The organism is Streptomyces sp. WZ-12 (assembly GCF_028898845.1).
Lineage (GTDB): Bacteria > Actinomycetota > Actinomycetes > Streptomycetales > Streptomycetaceae > Streptomyces.
In genome coordinates this window covers 3,249,834-3,267,123 of record NZ_CP118574.1, presented here as the reverse complement: position 1 = coordinate 3,267,123, position 17,290 = coordinate 3,249,834, and the positions used below count along the sequence as shown (strand labels likewise).

At 73.9% G+C, this 17,290-nt stretch carries 15 protein-coding genes; 7 read left to right on the top strand and 8 right to left on the bottom strand.

Features of this window, described 5'->3' with window-relative positions:
* Positions 1–130 precede the first annotated feature (130 nt).
* Positions 131–976: a hypothetical protein gene (locus PV796_RS13610; RefSeq protein WP_274913311.1), complete on the bottom strand. Its 846-nt coding sequence runs from the start codon at positions 974–976 to the stop codon at positions 131–133.
* A gap of 623 nt (positions 977–1,599) precedes the next feature.
* On the opposite strand from PV796_RS13610, the gene PV796_RS13605 reads away from it, so the two are divergent.
* From PV796_RS13605 to PV796_RS13585, 5 genes are all read left to right on the top strand, one after another.
* A complete protein-coding gene (locus PV796_RS13605; RefSeq protein ID WP_274913309.1) occupies positions 1,600–4,560 on the top strand; it encodes a sensor histidine kinase in 2,961 nt (986 codons plus the stop codon).
* Entirely contained in the window at positions 4,560–5,054 is a 495-nt protein-coding gene (locus PV796_RS13600; RefSeq protein ID WP_274913308.1) for a roadblock/LC7 domain-containing protein, read from the top strand. The genes PV796_RS13605 and PV796_RS13600 overlap by 1 nt, the downstream gene beginning before the upstream one ends.
* Positions 5,051–5,452 carry a DUF742 domain-containing protein gene (locus PV796_RS13595; RefSeq protein ID WP_274913306.1) on the top strand — a complete coding sequence of 134 codons (402 nt, stop codon included), beginning with the start codon at positions 5,051–5,053 and terminating at the stop codon, positions 5,450–5,452. Before PV796_RS13600 ends, PV796_RS13595 begins: the two co-directional genes overlap by 4 nt.
* A 76-nt stretch (positions 5,453–5,528) precedes the next feature.
* On the top strand, positions 5,529–6,104 hold the full coding sequence (locus PV796_RS13590) for a GTP-binding protein (protein ID WP_274919006.1): 576 nt from the start codon (positions 5,529–5,531) through the stop codon (positions 6,102–6,104).
* Between the two features lie 59 nt (positions 6,105–6,163).
* Entirely contained in the window at positions 6,164–7,417 is a 1,254-nt protein-coding gene (locus tag PV796_RS13585; RefSeq protein ID WP_274913304.1) for a styrene monooxygenase/indole monooxygenase family protein, read from the top strand.
* Positions 7,418–7,471: 54 nt separating this feature from the next.
* On the opposite strand, the gene PV796_RS13580 is transcribed toward PV796_RS13585, so the two are convergent.
* The 3 genes from PV796_RS13580 to PV796_RS13570 form a co-directional block, all read right to left on the bottom strand.
* The gene (locus tag PV796_RS13580; RefSeq protein ID WP_274913303.1) at positions 7,472–7,735 is read right to left on the bottom strand and encodes a hypothetical protein; all 264 of its coding nucleotides are present in this window, start codon (positions 7,733–7,735) and stop codon (positions 7,472–7,474) included.
* Positions 7,736–7,746: 11 nt separating this feature from the next.
* The gene (locus PV796_RS13575) at positions 7,747–8,487 is read right to left on the bottom strand and encodes a TetR/AcrR family transcriptional regulator (RefSeq protein WP_274913302.1); all 741 of its coding nucleotides are present in this window, start codon (positions 8,485–8,487) and stop codon (positions 7,747–7,749) included.
* 209 nt (positions 8,488–8,696) lie between these two features.
* Positions 8,697–9,623 carry an AurF N-oxygenase family protein gene (locus PV796_RS13570; RefSeq protein ID WP_446750683.1) on the bottom strand — a complete coding sequence of 309 codons (927 nt, stop codon included), beginning with the start codon at positions 9,621–9,623 and terminating at the stop codon, positions 8,697–8,699.
* A gap of 207 nt (positions 9,624–9,830) precedes the next feature.
* Between PV796_RS13570 and PV796_RS13565 the strand changes: the two genes are divergently transcribed.
* Together PV796_RS13565 and PV796_RS13560 are read left to right on the top strand one after the other, a co-directional pair.
* Complete coding sequence (locus PV796_RS13565; protein WP_274913298.1) at positions 9,831–10,940, top strand: ferritin-like domain-containing protein; 1,110 nt, start codon at positions 9,831–9,833, stop codon at positions 10,938–10,940.
* Positions 10,941–10,970: 30 nt separating this feature from the next.
* Positions 10,971–11,873 (top strand): ADP-ribosylglycohydrolase family protein, encoded by a 903-nt coding sequence (locus PV796_RS13560; protein WP_274913297.1) that lies wholly within the window; start codon positions 10,971–10,973, stop codon positions 11,871–11,873.
* Between the two features lie 157 nt (positions 11,874–12,030).
* Here the strand turns inward: PV796_RS13560 and PV796_RS13555 are convergent, their stop codons facing one another.
* The 4 genes from PV796_RS13555 to PV796_RS13540 all read right to left on the bottom strand — a co-directional run bounded on the left by PV796_RS13555 (position 12,031) and on the right by PV796_RS13540 (position 16,995).
* On the bottom strand, positions 12,031–12,939 hold the full coding sequence (locus tag PV796_RS13555) for an alpha/beta fold hydrolase (protein WP_274913295.1): 909 nt from the start codon (positions 12,937–12,939) through the stop codon (positions 12,031–12,033).
* Between the two features lie 118 nt (positions 12,940–13,057).
* Entirely contained in the window at positions 13,058–13,888 is an 831-nt protein-coding gene (locus tag PV796_RS13550; protein ID WP_274913293.1) for an ABC transporter ATP-binding protein, read from the bottom strand.
* Positions 13,889–14,095: 207 nt separating this feature from the next.
* Positions 14,096–15,550 carry a penicillin-binding transpeptidase domain-containing protein gene (locus PV796_RS13545; protein WP_274913291.1) on the bottom strand — a complete coding sequence of 485 codons (1,455 nt, stop codon included), beginning with the start codon at positions 15,548–15,550 and terminating at the stop codon, positions 14,096–14,098.
* Positions 15,547–16,995 carry an FtsW/RodA/SpoVE family cell cycle protein gene (locus PV796_RS13540; RefSeq protein ID WP_274913289.1) on the bottom strand — a complete coding sequence of 483 codons (1,449 nt, stop codon included), beginning with the start codon at positions 16,993–16,995 and terminating at the stop codon, positions 15,547–15,549. Before PV796_RS13540 ends, PV796_RS13545 begins: the two co-directional genes overlap by 4 nt.
* Positions 16,996–17,290: the final 295 nt, after the last annotated feature.

Genomic DNA, 17,290 nt, shown 5'->3' with positions numbered 1-17,290 from the left:
CGTCCGACAACCGCGCCCCTCCGCCCCCGGCACCTCGCGTCGGATCCGGCTCACTGGTGGTGGGGGTGGGCGTCAGGGTGCTTTGCGGCGCCTCCGGTTGAGTTCCGGCCTTTCTGCGGGTGGCGGTGTCTCACGTCGTCGCGTGGATCACCGCCGCGTCGTCGTGGGGCTTGCCGCGGGGGTGGGTGGTCGAGTGGGGGTCGGCGTTTTCCAGGGCACGGACGCGGTCGATGAGGGCCTGGGGGCCGGCCGTTGCCACCAGGGCGGCGCATTCGGCCCAGGTGCCGGCGTGGAAGACGTCCACCCAGCGGGTGGCGCCGTCGGTCAGTGCGGTCAGGGAGCGGATCTCGGCGCGCGGGGCGGTGCCGGTGAGGGCGCGGGTGGCCACGGAGGGGTCGGCGGCGGCGGTGAAGAAGCCGTTCTCGGTGTTCCGGAGGGCCTCCACGGCGCGGACGTACTCCCGGGCCGCGGCGGCGCGTTCGGCCGAGTCGCGGGGGAGGGCCCGGACCGCGGCGCGCTGCGCGCGGACCGCGGGCGGCAGGGTGTCGAGCCGGGTGTCGCGCACGGGCTGTACCGAGCCGTCCGCCTTCGCCACGAGCAGTACGGAATCGGACAACACCAGGTGTTCCACGGTGTCCGCGGACCAGCGGGCGGCGACCACCGTCGCCTGTGGCGTGCGGGGGTGAGAAAGGTCACAGGTTCCGCGGTGGGTGGCGGCCGTTTCGGCCAGGGCCGCGGCCAGTACCTCAGTGAGCGTCATGTCGCGGCGTGAAACCGACAGTTCGAGCATTGCGCCCCCCAGGCGCGCGGTGAACCACGGCACGGAATGGACGCAGCCGTCGTCCCCCTCCGGCGGGGTCACCCCGTCCAGTAGCACCAGGGCGCCGCCCTCCCCGGAGGCAGGCAGGGCGACCGATGCGTAGTCCTCGTTGGGGCGTTGGGGATCGCCCGGCTCCGTGGCGAGTGCGATGCGCATGTCGGAAAGTCTGCCGGAGGTGGCCGGAACGCGGCGGTGGCCGGGCGCCGTGGCGGGCCGGGCGAGTAAAGGTGGCCCGGGGTCAGTTGGCGGCCCGGGGCCGGCTGCGGGCGGGCATCCTTCCAGGACCGGCACGCATCTCCAAACCCGCTTTGGGGTTGCGCGGGGTTGCGGCCGAAACTGATGTGGCGCGGAAGTTGATGGTCAAACTGCGATTGTTGTTCACTCGTTCAGGTGGCCGGAGATGTGTTGCCGAGCCACTGCGCGGCGCCGATGGAATGGTCATTTCCCGGATCAACCGGGGTGGTCAGGACGTTCGTCGCGACGCGCAGAGCCGGGCTGTTCCCCTTCGCGGGATGGTGCGCTGCCGCGTTCTTCGCGCAGATCCGACCCGCGAGCGGTGAGCGAGCCGGGTCCGCGACGCCAACACGGCGTGGGCAGGCGAGACAGGAATGCGAGCAGCGGTGCGGAAGAAGCGGCTTCGGGGCGGCGCAGGGAAGCCGGGGTCACCGGCCGGATCAATCTCGGTACCGGGTTCCGGTACGGGACCGGGCGCGGCAGGCGACGGCGCGGACGGCTCGGGACGGCGTCCCGCGCGGGTCCGCAACCGGCTCGTGGGGGCCGTGGCCGTGGTCGCCGTCGCGGTGCTGGGGGCCGGCGCCCCCGCAGTGGTGACTGCTGCCGACAACGCCAACGGCAGTCAACATCTGGTCGATCTCGCCGGGGTGAACGCGAAGGCCATCACCCTCGCGCACTCCCTCGCCGACGAGCGCGACGCGATGACCGCGTACGTCGCCGGCGGGCGCACCGGCCGCAACGTCAGCCAGGCACCCACCGAGTCCCAACGCGCCCAGGTGGACCGGCAGATCGACGACCTGCGCGGCCAGGCGCCCGGCGACTCCGCCGCGTTCGCCGCCGCCGACAAGCTCCTCAAGCAACTGCCGGACACCCGGCAGAAGGCGCTCGCCGGGCCCGCCACCGCCGACCAGGTCTACGACTCCTACAGCGAGGTCGTGCAGGCGCTCGGCGGGATCAGCGACGACATCGCCCGGGGCCTGCCCGCCCGGGCCGACGGCGGCGCCGCCGACACCCGCGCGCTGCCCGCCCTCGGCCGGGCCACAGACCAGGCCGCCGCCGCCCGGGCGTTGCTGCTCGCCGGCCTCAAGGCGGGCGGCAGCCAACCGAAGTTGACCGCCGCCGCGCAGGTCGCCCACGTCCGCGCGCAGGGGGCGCTCGGCGACTTCAACCAGGCCGCGAGCCAGCAGGCCCGGGACCGCTACCAGCGCACCGTCAACGGCAGCGACGTCGACACCGCCGAGCGCTATCTGACCAAGCTCACCGACCGGCCATATCTGGACGCCACCGCCATGGCGTTCAGCCGGAGCCGGGTGGAGGCGGCCCTGACGGCCCGGGTCGGGCTGATGCGGGGCGTCGAATCGGCCCTGGCCACCGCCGAGATCCAGCGCCTGGGCCAGCTCCGCGACGACGACGTGACGGACCTGGAGATCGCCGTCGGGCTGGAGGGCCTCTGCCTGCTGGTGGCCGTCGGCACCGGCATCTGGGCCGCCCGCACCCTGACCCAGCCGCTGGCCGCGCTGCGGATCGGCGCCAAGCGGCTGGCGGCCGACCCCGGCCACGAGGAGCCGATCAACTACAAGGGCCGCAACGACGAGTTCGCGGCCACCGTCCGGTCGGTCAACGCGCTGCACGCCCAGGTCGCCGAGACCGCCCGGCGCACCGCCGAACTGGAGGGCGAGCGCAAGCGGTTGGTCGGGTCACGGCAGCGGCTGGTCGCCGAGCGGGAGGTCCTCCAGGAGCAGGCGGAGGGGCTCAAGGAGGAGGCGGCCGCGCTCGCCGAGCGGCTGGCGGTGCTGCGCACCGGCATCCACGGCCGGTTCGTCAACCTCTCGCTGCGCACCGTCGGCCTGGTGGAGCGCCAACTCGGCGTCATCGAGTCGCTGGAGGAGTCCGAGCAGGACCCGGAGCGGCTGGAGACCCTCTTCAAGCTGGACCACTACGCCGCGCGGATGCGCCGCAACAGCGAGAACCTGCTCGTCCTGGCCGGCGCCGAACAGCACGGCAGCAGCCACTCGGGGCCGGTGCCGCTGCTGGACATGCTGCGCGCCGCGGTCAGCGAGATCGAGCGCTACGAGCGGGTGCGGATCGCCTCGCTGCCGCCGCACGCCCAGGTCGCCGGGTTCGCCTCCGACGACCTCAGCCACCTGGTCGCCGAACTCCTGGAGAACGCCACCGCGTTCTCCCCGCCGGACGCCCATGTCGAGCTCTCCGGCTGGCTGTTGGAGAGCGGCGAGCTGATGCTCTCCGTCGAGGACGAGGGCATCGGGATGACCGCCGACCGGCTGGCGGAGGTCAACGAGCGGCTCGCGGACGCCGAGTCCGCCTCGACGTCCGAGACCGTGGACGAGGCGCTGGGCCTCGGCCTGTACGTGGTGGTCCGGCTGGCCGCCCGGCACGGGGTGCAGGTCCAGCTCCGGGACCGGAAGCAGGGCGGGGTCACCGCCGTCGTCGTGCTGCCCGGTTCGATCCTGCCGAACCGGCCGGGGCCGGGGCCGGTGCCCCAGGGCGCGGCGGCGGGCACCGGCGGGCCGGCCCTCCCGGGCTCGATCGCCGAGGCCAACTCCAACACCCTCCAGACGCGGACGCACCGGCTCGACCCGGCCGGCCCGCCGGCCCCCGCGGAGCCGGTGGCCCCGGCGCCCGCACCGACCCCCGCGCCCGCGCCCGCCCCGGCGGCGCAGGCCGCGCCGGAGCCCGCTCCCCAGGAGCCGGCCGCCCGGCGCGGTCTGGCCGGCGACCCGTTCGTCGCCGCGGCCGAGCGCGCCATCGACGCGGCGGGGCTGGGCACTTCGGCCCAGGCCCCGGCGGAGCAGGCGCCGTCGGGCCCGCCGGCCGCGCCCTCCGTACCGGCCCAGTCGAAGGCCGCACCGGAACCCGTCGCGCCGGAGCCGGCCGCCTCGGCCCCCGAACTGAGCCCGTACGGCCCGCAGTCGGCCGGCCCGTACGCCTCCGCCGGCAACGCCGCCGGGACCCCCGGCAACGCCACCGGCGAGCACACCCGCCCCGGGGAGGCCGCGCCGCAGGGCGCGTCCCCGGCCGAGGGCGTCCCGGCGCCCGGGAAGCGCCGGCACGCCGCCCCGGCGCCGGCCACCGCCGACCCGTACGCCATCGGGCCGGACCAGCACGCCCGCCCCGTCCAGGGCGGGGAGCCCGCCGGAGCACCGGAGCCCACCGCGGCCCCGGACCCGGCGTCCCAGGGGGAGGCACAAGAGGAGGCACCCGACGCGGCCGGACCGCCGCGCCGGACCGCCACCGGGCTGCCCAAGCGCACGCCCAAGAACGTGGCGCAGAAGAAGGCGCCCGCCGCTCCCCGGCGGACGGGCGCCGCCAACGCCGAGGCACTGCGCCGTCGGCTCGGCGGATTCCAGCAGGGGGCACGAGACGGCCGGCGCGACGTCGCCGCCGAGATCGCGGAACGTACCGCGGAGCAGACCATCCCACAGACGGACACCGACGGAGCGGGGGCCCCGGGAGACAGCCGGATCGGCGAGGAGGCACGCGAGTGATGGCGCAAGCGCCCACTGCTTACGGACACGGATTGAGCACCCAGGCACGCAATCTGCACTGGCTGCTCGGGAATCTGGTCGACGAGGTCCCCGGCGTCCGCTCCGTCGCGGTCGTCTCCTCCGACGGTCTGCTGCTGCTCTCCTCCGACCCCGAGCAGGGCGGGGCCATCGCCGGCCACGGCGGCGAGCAGGGCGGTCCGCGCGGCTCCAGCGCCGACCTCGCCACCATCGTGTCCGGCCTCGGCAGCCTCACCAACGGGGCGGCCAAGCTGATGGACGGCGGCACCGTCAAGCAGACGATGGTCGCGATGGACGAGGGCAGCCTCTTCGTCATGTCGGTCAGCGACGGCTCGCTGCTCGGGGTGCACGCCACCCCGGACTGCGACATGAGCGTCGTCGCCTACCACATGGCCCTGTTCGTCGGCCGGGCCGGCCATGTCCTCACCCCCGAACTCCGCACCGAACTCCGCAAGTCGATGGAGAACGTCCAGTGAGCAGTAGCCCGAAACTCCCCGTGCGCGGCGGGGAACGCAAACCCGCGCGGGTCCGCCCGTATTCGCTCACCGGCGGCCGGACGCGCTTCGGCCACGTGCTGCTCGTCGAGACGTTCGTGGCGGCGCTGGACGCCCCCGAGGAGCGGCGCGAGTTGACCTCCGGCGGCTGGGGGGACCGCGTGATGCCGGAGATGCGCGCGATCGTCGAGCTGTGCCGTCGGATGCGCTCGGTCGCGGAGATCTCCGCGCTCCTCAAGATGCCGCTGGGTGTGGTCCGCGTCCTGCTCAGCGACCTCGCCGACCAGGGAAAGATTCGCGTCTACGGCACCGGGCACGGCACCGGCCGGCCCGACCGCGCGCTGCTCGAAAGGGTGCTGAGTGGACTTCACAGGCTCTGACACGATAGCGGCCGGCACGGAGCCGGCCGCCGGCTCCACGGCACCGGCCGCCCCGGCCACCGCCGCCGACGCGGGGCTGCAGAGCTGGCAGACGGACCGTTCGCAGGCGCCGATCGCCACCAAGATCGTGGTGGCGGGCGGCTTCGGCGTCGGCAAGACCACCTTCGTCGGGTCGGTCTCGGAGATCACCCCGCTCCAGACCGAGGCGGTGATGACCGAGGCCAGCGAGGCGACCGACGACCTGTCCGCGACGCCGGAGAAGACCACGACCACGGTCGCCATGGACTTCGGCCGGATCACCCTCGACCAGGAACTGGTGCTGTACCTCTTCGGCACCCCCGGCCAGCAGCGCTTCTGGTTCATGTGGGACGACCTGGTGCGCGGCGCGATCGGCGCGATCGTGATGGCGGACACCCGGCGGCTTCAGGACTGCTTCCCGGCGCTGGACTACTTCGAGAGCTGCGGGCTGCCGTACATCGTCGCGGTCAACCACTTCGAGGGGACCGAGCTGTACGACGTGGAGGACGTCCGGGACGCGCTGACGGTCCCGCCGGAGGTGCCGGTCGTGGTGATGGACGCCCGGCGCCGGCCCACGGTCATCCAGGCGCTCCTCGGGCTGGTCGGCCACGCGCTGGACGTCACGCCCGAGTAGCCCCCGCCTTCCGCCACCCCCCTCCCCCCGAACCGCAGGAACGAAAGAAGCGCGCCGCCATGCGGAAGATACTCATCGTTGGAGCCGGCCAGTCCGGTCTCCAACTCGCCCTCGGCCTCCAGACGCAGGGCTACGACGTCACCCTGATGTCCAACCGCACCGCCGACGAGATCCGCTCCGGCCGGGTCATGTCGACGCAGTGCATGTTCCACACCGCCCTCCAGCACGAGCGCGACCTGGCGGTCAACTTCTGGGAGGGACAGGCCCCGCGCATCGAGGGCCTGGGCGTCTCGGTCGCCGCCCCCGGCAGCCACGCCGAGCCCGGCGGCAGCCAGCGCGCCATCGACTGGGTCGGCAAGCTGGACGGCTACGCCCAGTCCGTCGACCAGCGGGTCAAGATGGCCGGCTGGATGGAGACCTTCGCGCAGCGCGGCGGCCAACTGGTCATCCACGGCGCGGCAGTTTCCGACCTGGACTTCTTCGCGCGGCGCTACGACCTGACGCTGGTCTCCGCCGGCAAGGGCGAACTGGTCTCGATGTTCGGCCGGGACGCCGCCCGCTCGCCCTACGACGCCCCGCAGCGCGCCCTGGCCGTCGCCTACGTGCACGGCATGGGCCCGCGCCCGGAGCACCCGGAGTTCGACGCGGTGCGCTGCAACCTCGTGCCCGGCGTCGGCGAGCTGTTCGTGATGCCCACCTTCACCGTCAGCGGCCGGGCCGACATCCTCTTCTGGGAGGGCGTCCCGGGCGGCCCGGTGGACGCCTTCCAGGGCGTGCGGGACCCCAGGGAACACCTGGCCCTGACCCTGGAGTTGATGAAGACGTTCCTGCCGTGGGAGTACGCCCGCAGCACCGGCGTCGAACTGACCGACGCAGGCGGCACGTTGGCCGGCCGCTACGCCCCGACGGTCCGCAACCCGATCGGCCGGCTGCCCTCCGGCGGCCTGGTGCTGGGCGTCGCGGACGTGGTCGTCGCCAACGACCCGATCACCGGCCAGGGCTCCAACTCGGCCGCCAAGTGCGCCGCTTCCTACCTCTCGTCCATCGTCGAGCGCGGGGAGCGCCCGTTCGACGGCGCGTGGATGCAGGCCACCTTCGACCGCTACTGGGAGACCGCCCAGCACGTCACGAAGTGGACCAACGCGATGCTGGCCCCGCCGCCGGAGCACGTGCTGAACCTCATCGGCGCCGCCGGCCAGCTCCAGCCCGTCGCCGACCGGTTCGCCAACGGCTTCAACGACCCGGCCGACTTCGAGAACTTCTTCTTCGAGCCGGAGAAGACCGCCGCCTACCTGGCGTCGCTGACGGGCTGACCCAAGGACCGGCCGGGGTGCCGGCGGCCGTTCGCGGACCGCCGGCCCCAGGCGTCAACGCCGCCTGCGCCAGGGCCACTTGGGGGCGAGGCCGGCCCGTCCCTCCGGGACGTAGGTGTACTGCCAGCCGCGCGGCAGGCCCAGGCGGCCCGGCGGGCCCGGGACCCGGCGGTAGACGTGTACCTCCGGCGGCCGCCCGTCGTCGCGGGGTACGGGGATCTCGTAGCTCTTCGGGGGCAGCCCGGTGGGGCCGACCAGGACGGGCAGGACCCGGCCGTCCAGGGGACCGCCGACGAAGAGAGTGTTCTCGCTGCGCACTGGCTCAAGTCTTACAGCAGATGGGCGGCGTCGCTGACGACGGGCAGGAGGCGGCGCGCGAAGTCGCCGGCCGGGCCGTTGCGGGCCTCCAGCTTCAGGGTCGCGCGGATCACCCGGGCGGTCCCCGCATCGCGGGCCGCGGTGGCGGTGAGCAGCGCCACGAAGTGGTCCACCAGCCAGTCCCGCAGCTCGTCGAGGCCGGGCTGCTTCTCCTCGTCGAGCCAGATCAGCGAGGCGGCCTCGACCGAGGCGATCCACATCCGGACCGTCGTCCGCAGCCGCGGGCTCGGCTCCGGGGCGCCGAGGTGGTGCAGGATCTGCTCGGCCGCGGCCCGCCGGACCTCGTCCACGATCGCGTTCGTCCGGGACGTCTCCACCACGCTGCCGCTCTGCAGCAGCGCGGAGAACCCGGCGTCGTGCTGGTCGACGAAGGCCAGGTAGCGGTCGAGGGCGCGGCCCAGCCGCCGGGTGAGCGGGCCGATCTCGGGCTCCGCGAAGCACTGCTCCAGCTCGTCGGCGGCGCTGCGCAGCGCCGCCTCGTACAACTGCTGCTTGCCGCCGGGGAAGTAGCGGTAGACGAGCGGCCGCGAGACCTCGGCGGCGGTCGCGACGTCGTCCAACGAGACGTCCTCCGGCGCGCGCTGGGCGAACAGGCCCAGCGCCGCGGCCAGGAGCTGGCTGCGGCGCTGCTCCACGCTCAGCCTGCGGTAGGCGGGTCTGGGTACTGCTGGGGCGGTGCCGCTGCCGTTCATGAACAGCAGCGTAACCGCCGGGGTTTCAGCGTCGTACAGGTGCTCGGGTCCCACCGGTCGCGGGGGGAGCGATCAGGCCAACAGTCCCGAGCTGCGCCACAGTCGGCGGCCGACCCCGCGCAGCACCCCGATGTCGTCGAGGCCGTGTCGATGTGCGGCTCCGCCGCGTGGCCGTCAGTCGTTTCGGGGGGCGGGCGCTGGGGCGGGTCTCAGGCCAACAGTCCCGAGCTGCGCCACAGTCGGCGGCCGACCCCGCGCAGCACCCCGATGTCGTCGAGGAAGTCCGTCAGGCGCCTGGCGCCGTTCTGCATGACCTCCCGCCGGTGGCCGCTGGCCTTCACCTGGGCGACCGCCTCGTTCCGGTCCAGGCCGACGTTGGTGTAGACCTCGGGGTTGACGAACGCCACCGCGAAGACCCGGGCGAACTCGCCGGAGGTGACCCGGGTGAACTCCTGTGACCACTTGGGCGCCGTCACCATCTGCCGCCGCAACTCCTCGCGGGCGTAGCGCACGTGCCGGGCCTCCTCCACCACGTGGATCCGGGTGACGCCGCGGACCAACGGCTGCACCCGCTCGTCGGCGAAGGTCAGCCGCTGCATCCAGTCCAGGACCTCCTCGCCGAGCAGGGTCGCGGTGAACGAACCCGGGGTGGTGGAGATCGTCTTGAAGAGGCGGCCGAGGTGGTGATGGACCCGGCTCACCGGGTACCAGGGCGTGTCCCCGCGGGAGATCAGCCGGGCGAACATCTTCGAGTGCCGGCACTCGTCCTCGATCTCGGTGAGCGCGTACCGGACGTGCGCGCTGGTGACCGGCTTGTCGTAGATGTGCCGGACGAGCAACTGCATCAGGATCATCTCGAACCAGATGCCCAACGAGGCGAGCGCCGCGGCCTCGTGCTGGGAGAGCAGGATGCGCTGTTCCTGGCTCATCCGCCGCCACAGCGGGGTGTCGTAGAGCGATACCAGCTCCGGCGGCCAGAACCACTTGCCCTCCTCGAAGGGCGCGTCCCAGTCGAGTTCGGCGTCGGGGTCGAAGGAGTGCTTGGCGGAGGAGGCGAGCAGCCGCTCGGCGACCTGCTCCCGGTCCTTGAGCGCCCCGAGGGCGTCCCGCAGGACTTCGATATCCGTCACGGTCATTGCGGTGGGCGCGCTCGTCATGGCTCTGGCTACACCTCACGGTCGAAAGTTACCCGCGGTCACATGCGGCTCCCCCTTATGAGACTGCGTGTCAGTAAGCGCGTCAATCCCTCGCGCACGACTTCTTGACCCGCCGGTAATGAGCGTGTGAACCTGCCAACAGCCGGCCCGGTAGCGGGCGTTGGCGGGCGGAGGAGGTACCGGACGGTGTCCATCCGAGAGCTGTACGTACAGGACCCAGGCGATCCCCTGTGGACCGTGCCGGCCACCGGCGCGGCCCGCTTCAACTGGGAGTACGACGAGGGACGTGACCGACTGCTGGCTCTCTACCAAAAGGGCAAGGACAAGCAGTGGGACGCCACCACCCGGATCGACTGGGACCTGGAGGTGGACCCCAAGGACCCACTCGGCACCCCCGACGACGCCCTGGCCGTGTACGGGACGAAGTACTGGGGCCGGATGACCGAGAAGGACCGCGGCGACCTCCGACAGCGCTTCACCGCCTGGCAGTTCAGTCAGTTCCTGCACGGCGAACAGGGCGCGATGGTCTGCGCGGCGCGCATCGTGGAGTCCGTCCCCGACCTGGACGCCAAGTTCTACTCGGCCACCCAGACCATGGACGAGGCCCGGCACGCGGAGATCTACGGCCGCTTCCTCAAGGACAAGATCGGGATGCTCTACCCGGTCGACGACAACCTCCGGGCGCTGCTGGCCGACACCCTCGCCGACTCCCGCTGGGACATGCCCTACCTCGGCATGCAGGTCCTCATCGAGGGCCTGGCGCTGGCCGCGTTCGGCATGATCCGCGACACCACCAACAAGCCGCTGCCACAGCAGATCCTCGCCTACGTCATGCAGGACGAGGCCCGGCACGTCGCCTTCGGCCGGATGGCGCTGCGCGACTACTACCGGCAGCTCACCGACGCCGAGCTCCGCGAGCGCGAGGAATTCGTCATCGAGGGCTGCTACTTGATGCGCGACCGGCTGCGCGGCACCCAGGTCCTTACGGACTTCGGCATCCCGCCGCAGGAGGCCGCCGAGCTCACCGAGGGCTCCGAGTTCCTCCAACTCTTCCGGAAGCTGCTGTTCAGCCGGATCGTCCCGTGCGTGAAGGACATCGGCCTGTGGGGCGAGCGCCTCCAGCGTGCCTATGTGGACCTCGGCGTCTTCGGGTTGGGCGACGCCAACCTCGACCTGCTGATGACCCAGGACGAGGAGCTCGCCGAGAAGCTGGACGCCGAGCGGTTCGCCACCGAGGAGGCGGCCCGCACGGCAGAGGTGGCCGAGGCCGTCGCCCGGGGCGCCGACGAAGGGTGAACTCCCCGCCCGCCGTGGCAGGATCCGCCCATGGACACCGACGACCGACGGCGCGCCGCGGTGCGCGGCAGCATCGAGGGCCTGGCGCACGGCGACGCCTTCGGTGAACGCTTCTTCCCGCTCCTCCGGACCGAGGAGGAGGCCCGCGCGCTGATCACCGCCCGCCGCCTGCCGCCCGACCCCCACTGGCGCTGGACCGACGACACGGCCATGGCGCTCGACCTGCTGGCCGTCCTCACCGCACACGGCGAGGTCCAACAACCCGCCCTCATGGCCCGGTTCGCCGCCACCCACCGCGCCGACCCGGGCCGCGGCTACGGCCCCGGCATGCACGCCCTGCTGCCCCGCGCCGCGGCCGCGCCCGAGGGCTGGCGGGAGTTGGCGCACGCCCTCTTCGGCGGCGAGGGCAGCCTCGGCAACGGCGCCGCCATGCGGGTCGCCCCGCTCGGCGCCTGGTTCCACCACGACCTCGACCGCGCCGCCGAACAGGCCGCCCGCTCCGCGGAGGTCACCCACGCCCACCCCCAGGGCATCGCCGGCGCGGTCGCGGTGGCCGTGGCCGCCGCGCTCGCCGCCCGCGGCACCCCCCTCGCCCTCCCCGAGATCGCCGCCCGCACCCCCGAGGGCCCGGTCCGCGACGGCCTGCTGCGCGCCGCCCAACTCCCGCCCGACACCGTCCCCGAGGACGCCGCCGCCATCCTGGGCAGCGGCCACCGCGTACGCGCCGAGGACACCGTCCCGTTCGCCCTCTGGTGCGCCGCCCGCCACCCCGACGACCTCCCCACCGCCCTGTGGACCACCGCCGCCGGCCTGGGCGACGTGGACACCACCTGCGCCATCACCGGCGGCGTAGTGGGCGCCCGTAGGGGGACGGGAGCGCTGGGGGAGGAGTGGACGCGCAGGCGGGAGCCGTTGCCGGAGTGGCTCGACTAGGTGTATTGCCCTGTGAGGTTCGGGGGCGGAGGTTCGGGGGCGGACTGCTTCGCTGTCCGTCCGGCCACCCCGCCCCGGAGCCCCCGAACCCGGCACCACGACGCGACCGGGGGCACGCCCCGGCGCCCCGAGCCGGACCAGCCGCCCATCCCGGCCCTCAGCCCGACTCCGCCCCGCCCGTCAGGAACCCGCTCAACTCCCCCTCCACGGCGGCCGACCGCAGCTCCGGCAACGCATGGTGCCCGACCCCCGGCACCGTCACGACCCGCGCCCCCGGCAGCCCCCGCCCCGCCGCCGCACCGACCTTCCACACGTCGTGCGCCCGACTCCCCCCGGCCACCAGCACCAGCACCGACGTCCCGGCGGCCGCCAGCCGAGCGAGCTCCGGCCGTGCCCCGGTGACCGGCCGCAGGCCCCGGAACTCCCGGCCGCCCACCCCCATCAGCCGCACCAACTCGGGCGCCACCCCCGGACCGCCGCCGCACTCCCACGCCAGGAACCGCCGGGCCCCGGCCTCACCGGGCCGGACCAACAGCGGCACGGCCCGCACCAGATACGACACCCGGTAACCGGCGAAGACCTGCGTCGGATCGAGCAGCACCAGCCGCTCCACCCGGTCGGGCGCGTGCACCGCATAGCCCGCCGCGATCCAGCCCCCGTACGAGTGCCCCATCAGCGCGACCCGGTCGAGCCCGAGCCCGTCCAACAGCCCGTCCAGCCAGGCCATCAGGTCGGCCGGCCGACGCAGCGGCCGCCCGGTGGGCACGGTCAGCCCCGGCGTGCCCGGCACGTCCACCGCGTGGACCCGGTGCGTCCGGGCGAGTTCGGCGACCCGCGCGTACCAGCCGGCGGAGGTGGCCCCGCCGCCGCCCAGCAGCACGAGCGGCGGCCGCCCGACCGCCCCGCAGGCGTTCACCCGCGTGGTCCCGAACTCCCCTTCGTGCTCGACCGGTTCGACCGGCACCGGCCAGAGCGCCAGGGCCCGCCCGTACGCGGCGCGGAACGCCGGGGACGGCGAGGACGCGGAAGGGGCGGCGGGACCGGAGGGCGTGGGGCTCGCGGACACGGGTGCCTCCGATGCGGGGAAGAGGGCGGACGGACGTCCGGGCGGGCGCGGTGCCTGACCCGACACGGTACGCCGCAAATGCCGGTCGCGCGGGGCCAGTTGGCGATCGTTACGCCGCCTACCGCCGCCCGGAGCGGGCCAGCCACCGCCCCTCGTGGCGGGACACCTCGATCGGCCGCCCGAAGCAGGCCGCCATCCGCGCGCCCGTCAGCACCTCGGCGACCGGCCCGAGCGCCTGCACCCGCCCGTCGCGCAGCAGCACCGCCCGGTCGATCGCCGGGGACAGCTCCTCCAGGTGGTGGGTGACCGTCACCGTCGCCAACTCCGGCCGGCCGACGGCCAGTCGGTGCAGCGCGTCGATCAGGTCCTCGCGGGACGGCAGGTCCAGGGCGTTGAACGGCTCGTCGAGCAGGAGCAGCGACGGGTCGGCCATCAGCGCGCGGGCGATCAGGATCCGGGCCCGCTGGCCGCCCGAGCAGACGCCGAACGGCCGCTCCGTCAGCTCCTTGCAGTCCAGCTCGGCCAGCAGCTCGTGGGCCCGTTCCCGGGTCTCCTGGTCGTACCTGCGCCACAGCGGCTGCACGGTGCCGGTGGCGCCGGTCAGCACCACGGTGTGCGCGATCGCGTCCTGCGGCACCTTCTGGGCGCCGGACACCAGGCCGATGGCGGCGCGCAGTTCGCGCACGTCGACGCGGCCGAGCCGGTGGCCGAGCACCTCGACGGTGCCGACGGTGGGGAACATCAGCGCGCCGATCAGCCGCAGCACGGTGGTCTTCCCGGCGCCGTTCGCGCCGAGCAACGCCCAGTGCTCGCCGGCGCGCACGGTCCAGTCGATGCCGTCGAGGATGACCTGGTCGGTGGTGTAGCGGCGGACGCCGACGCCGGCGAGGGCGGCGATCACCCGCCCCGCGTCCGGGGATCGGGGTTCCGAGGGCTGCGTGGGAGTCATCGCGGAAGGTTAGCTGCGCGTGGCACGTTCTCGTCGGGGCGTCCGGGACGTGGGACCCGTGGGGTGCCGCCCACGTTGTCGGCTCTCCCGCCGTGGGGGTTGCTGTCTGCGCCTGCGGCGCGGGGGCGTTGTCCGCTGCGCGGGGTTGTCGGGTGCGGTGACGGGCCTCCGGGGCCGGTGGTCGTGGTCGGCTGCCGGAGCGTGGGGTCAGGGGAGGCCGGCCGTCAGCACCGCCCTGGCGATCGGGCCGGCGCTGCCGCCTCCGCTGATGTCGTCGCGGTCGGCCTCCGCGTCCTCCACGACCACCGCGACCGCCGCCGTCGGCTCGTGGCTCTCGCGGTTGCGGACCCAGGCGATGAACCAGGCGTACGGGGTGCCCTCGTTGCGCACCCCGTGCTGGGCCGTCCCCGTCTTGCCGCCCACGGTGTACCCGTCGATGGCCGCGGTGTGCCCGCTGCCGTGCTCGACGACCTCGGCCATCAGCTCCTGGAGTTGCTGCGCGGTGCCCGGGTTCATCACCTGTCGGGTGGGCCCCCGGGGCCCGGTGCCGACCGTCACCCCGTACGCGTTGGTCACCCGCTCCACGAGGTACGGCGGCGTCAACTGGCCGTCGTTGGCCACCGTGGACGCCACCATCGCCATCTGGAGCGGGGTGGCCGCGGTGTCGTACTGGCCGATGGCGGACAGCGCGAGCTGCGCCGGGTCCAGGTCCGGGTCGAAGGTGCTCGGCGCGACGGGGGAGGGCAGCCGCAGCCCGGCGTCGCCGAAGCCGAACCGCTCTGCCGTGCGGACCATCGGGCGCAGCCCCACGCCGACGCCCAGCCGCGCGAAGACGGTGTTGCAGGAGAGCCGGAACGCCTCCCGCAGGCCGATGTGTTCGCAGCCGTCGGTCGGATTGCCCAGTGAGGTGCGGGTGCCCGGCAGGATGTACGGGTCGGGCACGTCCAGCGGAGCGTCGAGGTCCTTGACCAGCCCGGACTCCAGCGCGGCCGTCGCGGTGACGACCTTGAAGGTGGAACCGGGCGGATAGGTCTGCCGCAGCGCCCGGTTGAGCATCGGCCGGTCCGCCGCCCCGTTCAGCCGGCGCCAGGCGGCGGACACCGAGCGGCCGTTCCCGGAGAGCTCGCCGGGGTCGTACGAGGGCGAGCTGACCAGCGCCAACACCCGCCCGCTGCGCGGCTCGACGGCCGCCACCGCGCCCTTGCGGCCGGCCAGCCCGCGGTACGCGGCGCGCTGCATCGCCGGATCGACGGTGGTCTCGACCCGGCCGGCGGGCGGCCGCCGGCGGATCAGCCGGTCCCACCAGGGGAACCCGGCCAGCCGCTCGTCGGTCCCGGCGAGGATGCCGTCCTCGGCGCGCTCCAACAGCGACGTGCCGTACGTCTGCGAGGCGAAGCCGGTGATCGGCGCGTACAGCGGGCCGTCGGTGTAGGTGCGCTCGTAGCGCAGCCGTCCGCCGCTGTCCCGCGACCCGGTGACCGGGCGGCCGCCGACGACGAGCGTGCCGCGCGGCTGGGCGTAGCGGGCGATGGCGGGCCGCCGGTTGGCCGGGTTCGCGGTGTAGCCGTCCGCCTCGAAGACCTGCACCCGGACGGCGTTGACCAACAGCGCGGTCAGCAGCAGGAAGGAGAACGCGGCGGTGTGCCGGATGCCGCGGATCACCGGGCCGCCCCGACGGCGTCCGCGGCGGCCCGCGCCGGCCGGACCGGGGCCGGCGCCCGCGGCCCCCGCGCCCGGTCGCTGAGCCGCACCAGCAGCGCGACGATGATCCAGTTGGTGACCACCGACGAACCGCCCTGGGCCAGGAACGGCATCGCCATCCCGGTCAGCGGGATCAGCCCCATCACCCCGCCCGCGATCACGAACACCTGGAGCGCCGGCAGCACCGCCAGCCCCACCGCCAACAGGCTGCCGAACTCCTCGCGCAGCCCGAGCGCCGCCCGGTAGCCGCAGGCCGCCGGCAGCGCGTACAGCACGAACAGCGCGCACAGCCCGGCCAGTCCGAGCTCCTCGCCCACCGTCGCCAGGATGAAGTCGGACTTGCGCGCGAACCCGATCAGCGACGAGTGCCCCTGCCCCAGCCCCGTCCCCAGCGTCCCGCCCGCGGCGAACGCGAACAGCGACTGGGCCAGTTGCCCCGGCCCCCGGCCCGCCGCGATCCCGGCGAACGGATGCAGCCAGTCCGCCACCCGGCCGTGCACATGCGGCTCCAGCGCGCCCACCGCCGCCGCCCCGGCCGACGCCAGCAGCACCCCCACCGCGATCCACCCGGTCCGCCCGGTGGCGACGTACAGCAGCGCGACGAAGACCCCGAAGAACAGCAGCGAGGTCCCCAGGTCCCGTTCGAGGACCAGCACCCCGACGCTCACCAGCCAGATCGCGACGACCGGGGCGAGCACCCTCCCGGCCGGCAGCCGCAGCCGCCACACCACCTTGCCGGTGTGCGCCAGCGCCTCCCGGTTGGCCGCCAGGTACGCCGCGAAGAACACCGTGATCAACACCTTGGCGAACTCGGCCGGCTGGAGCGAGAATCCGGCCACCCTGATCCAGATCCGTGCCCCGTTGACGGCCGGGAAGAGGATCGGCACCACCATCAGGGCCAGCGCCAGCCCCGCGCACCCGTAGGCGCAGCGCTGGAGCACCCGGTGGTCCCGCAGCCCGGCCACCACCGCGATGAACAGCGCCACGCCCACCGTGGACCACACCAACTGGGCCGGCGCGGCATGGTCGTGCGCCGTCTCCAGGTCCAGCCGGAAGATCAGCACCAGCCCGAGCCCGTTGAGCAGCACCGCGGTCGGCAGCAGCAGCGGATCCGCGTACGGGGCGCCGAACCGCACCGCGAGGTGCGCCAGCAGCGCCAGCCCGCCGAGCCCGGCCGCGTACCGCAGCGCCCCGCCCGGCACCGCGTGCGCCCGCGCCAGCCCCACCACCAGGTAGCCGCAGAAGCTGATCAGCACCGCGCCTACGAGGAGGGCCAGTTCGGCGCCGCGCCTCTTGGGCCGGGGCACCGCCGCCGGCACGTCCCCCGCCCGTACCTCCGCCGCATCCGCCCCGTCCGCCACATCCACAGCGGCAACGTAGCAAGCAAAACGGTGCATTTCGGTCATGTCGCCCACTCCGTCAACCCCTCCCGCCCGACGGAACACGGACGGAATACGGCCGGGACACGGGTGGCCGAAAGTGCTCGCCGTCCCCTAGGGGAAGAATCAGGGACCTCACAGGGCGCGGGGCGCGGCCGTTCCGCGACCGACTCCGACGGCAGTTTGTAAACTCGGTCAGAACGAAAAGCAGAAGGCCGAGCTCGTCACGCTGATGCGGGCGACCGAACGCACCGGTCGACGCCATGGACCTGTGCCATGGCGCCGCACGCGAGGGGCTATGGCGTACGACACCGAGCACGCC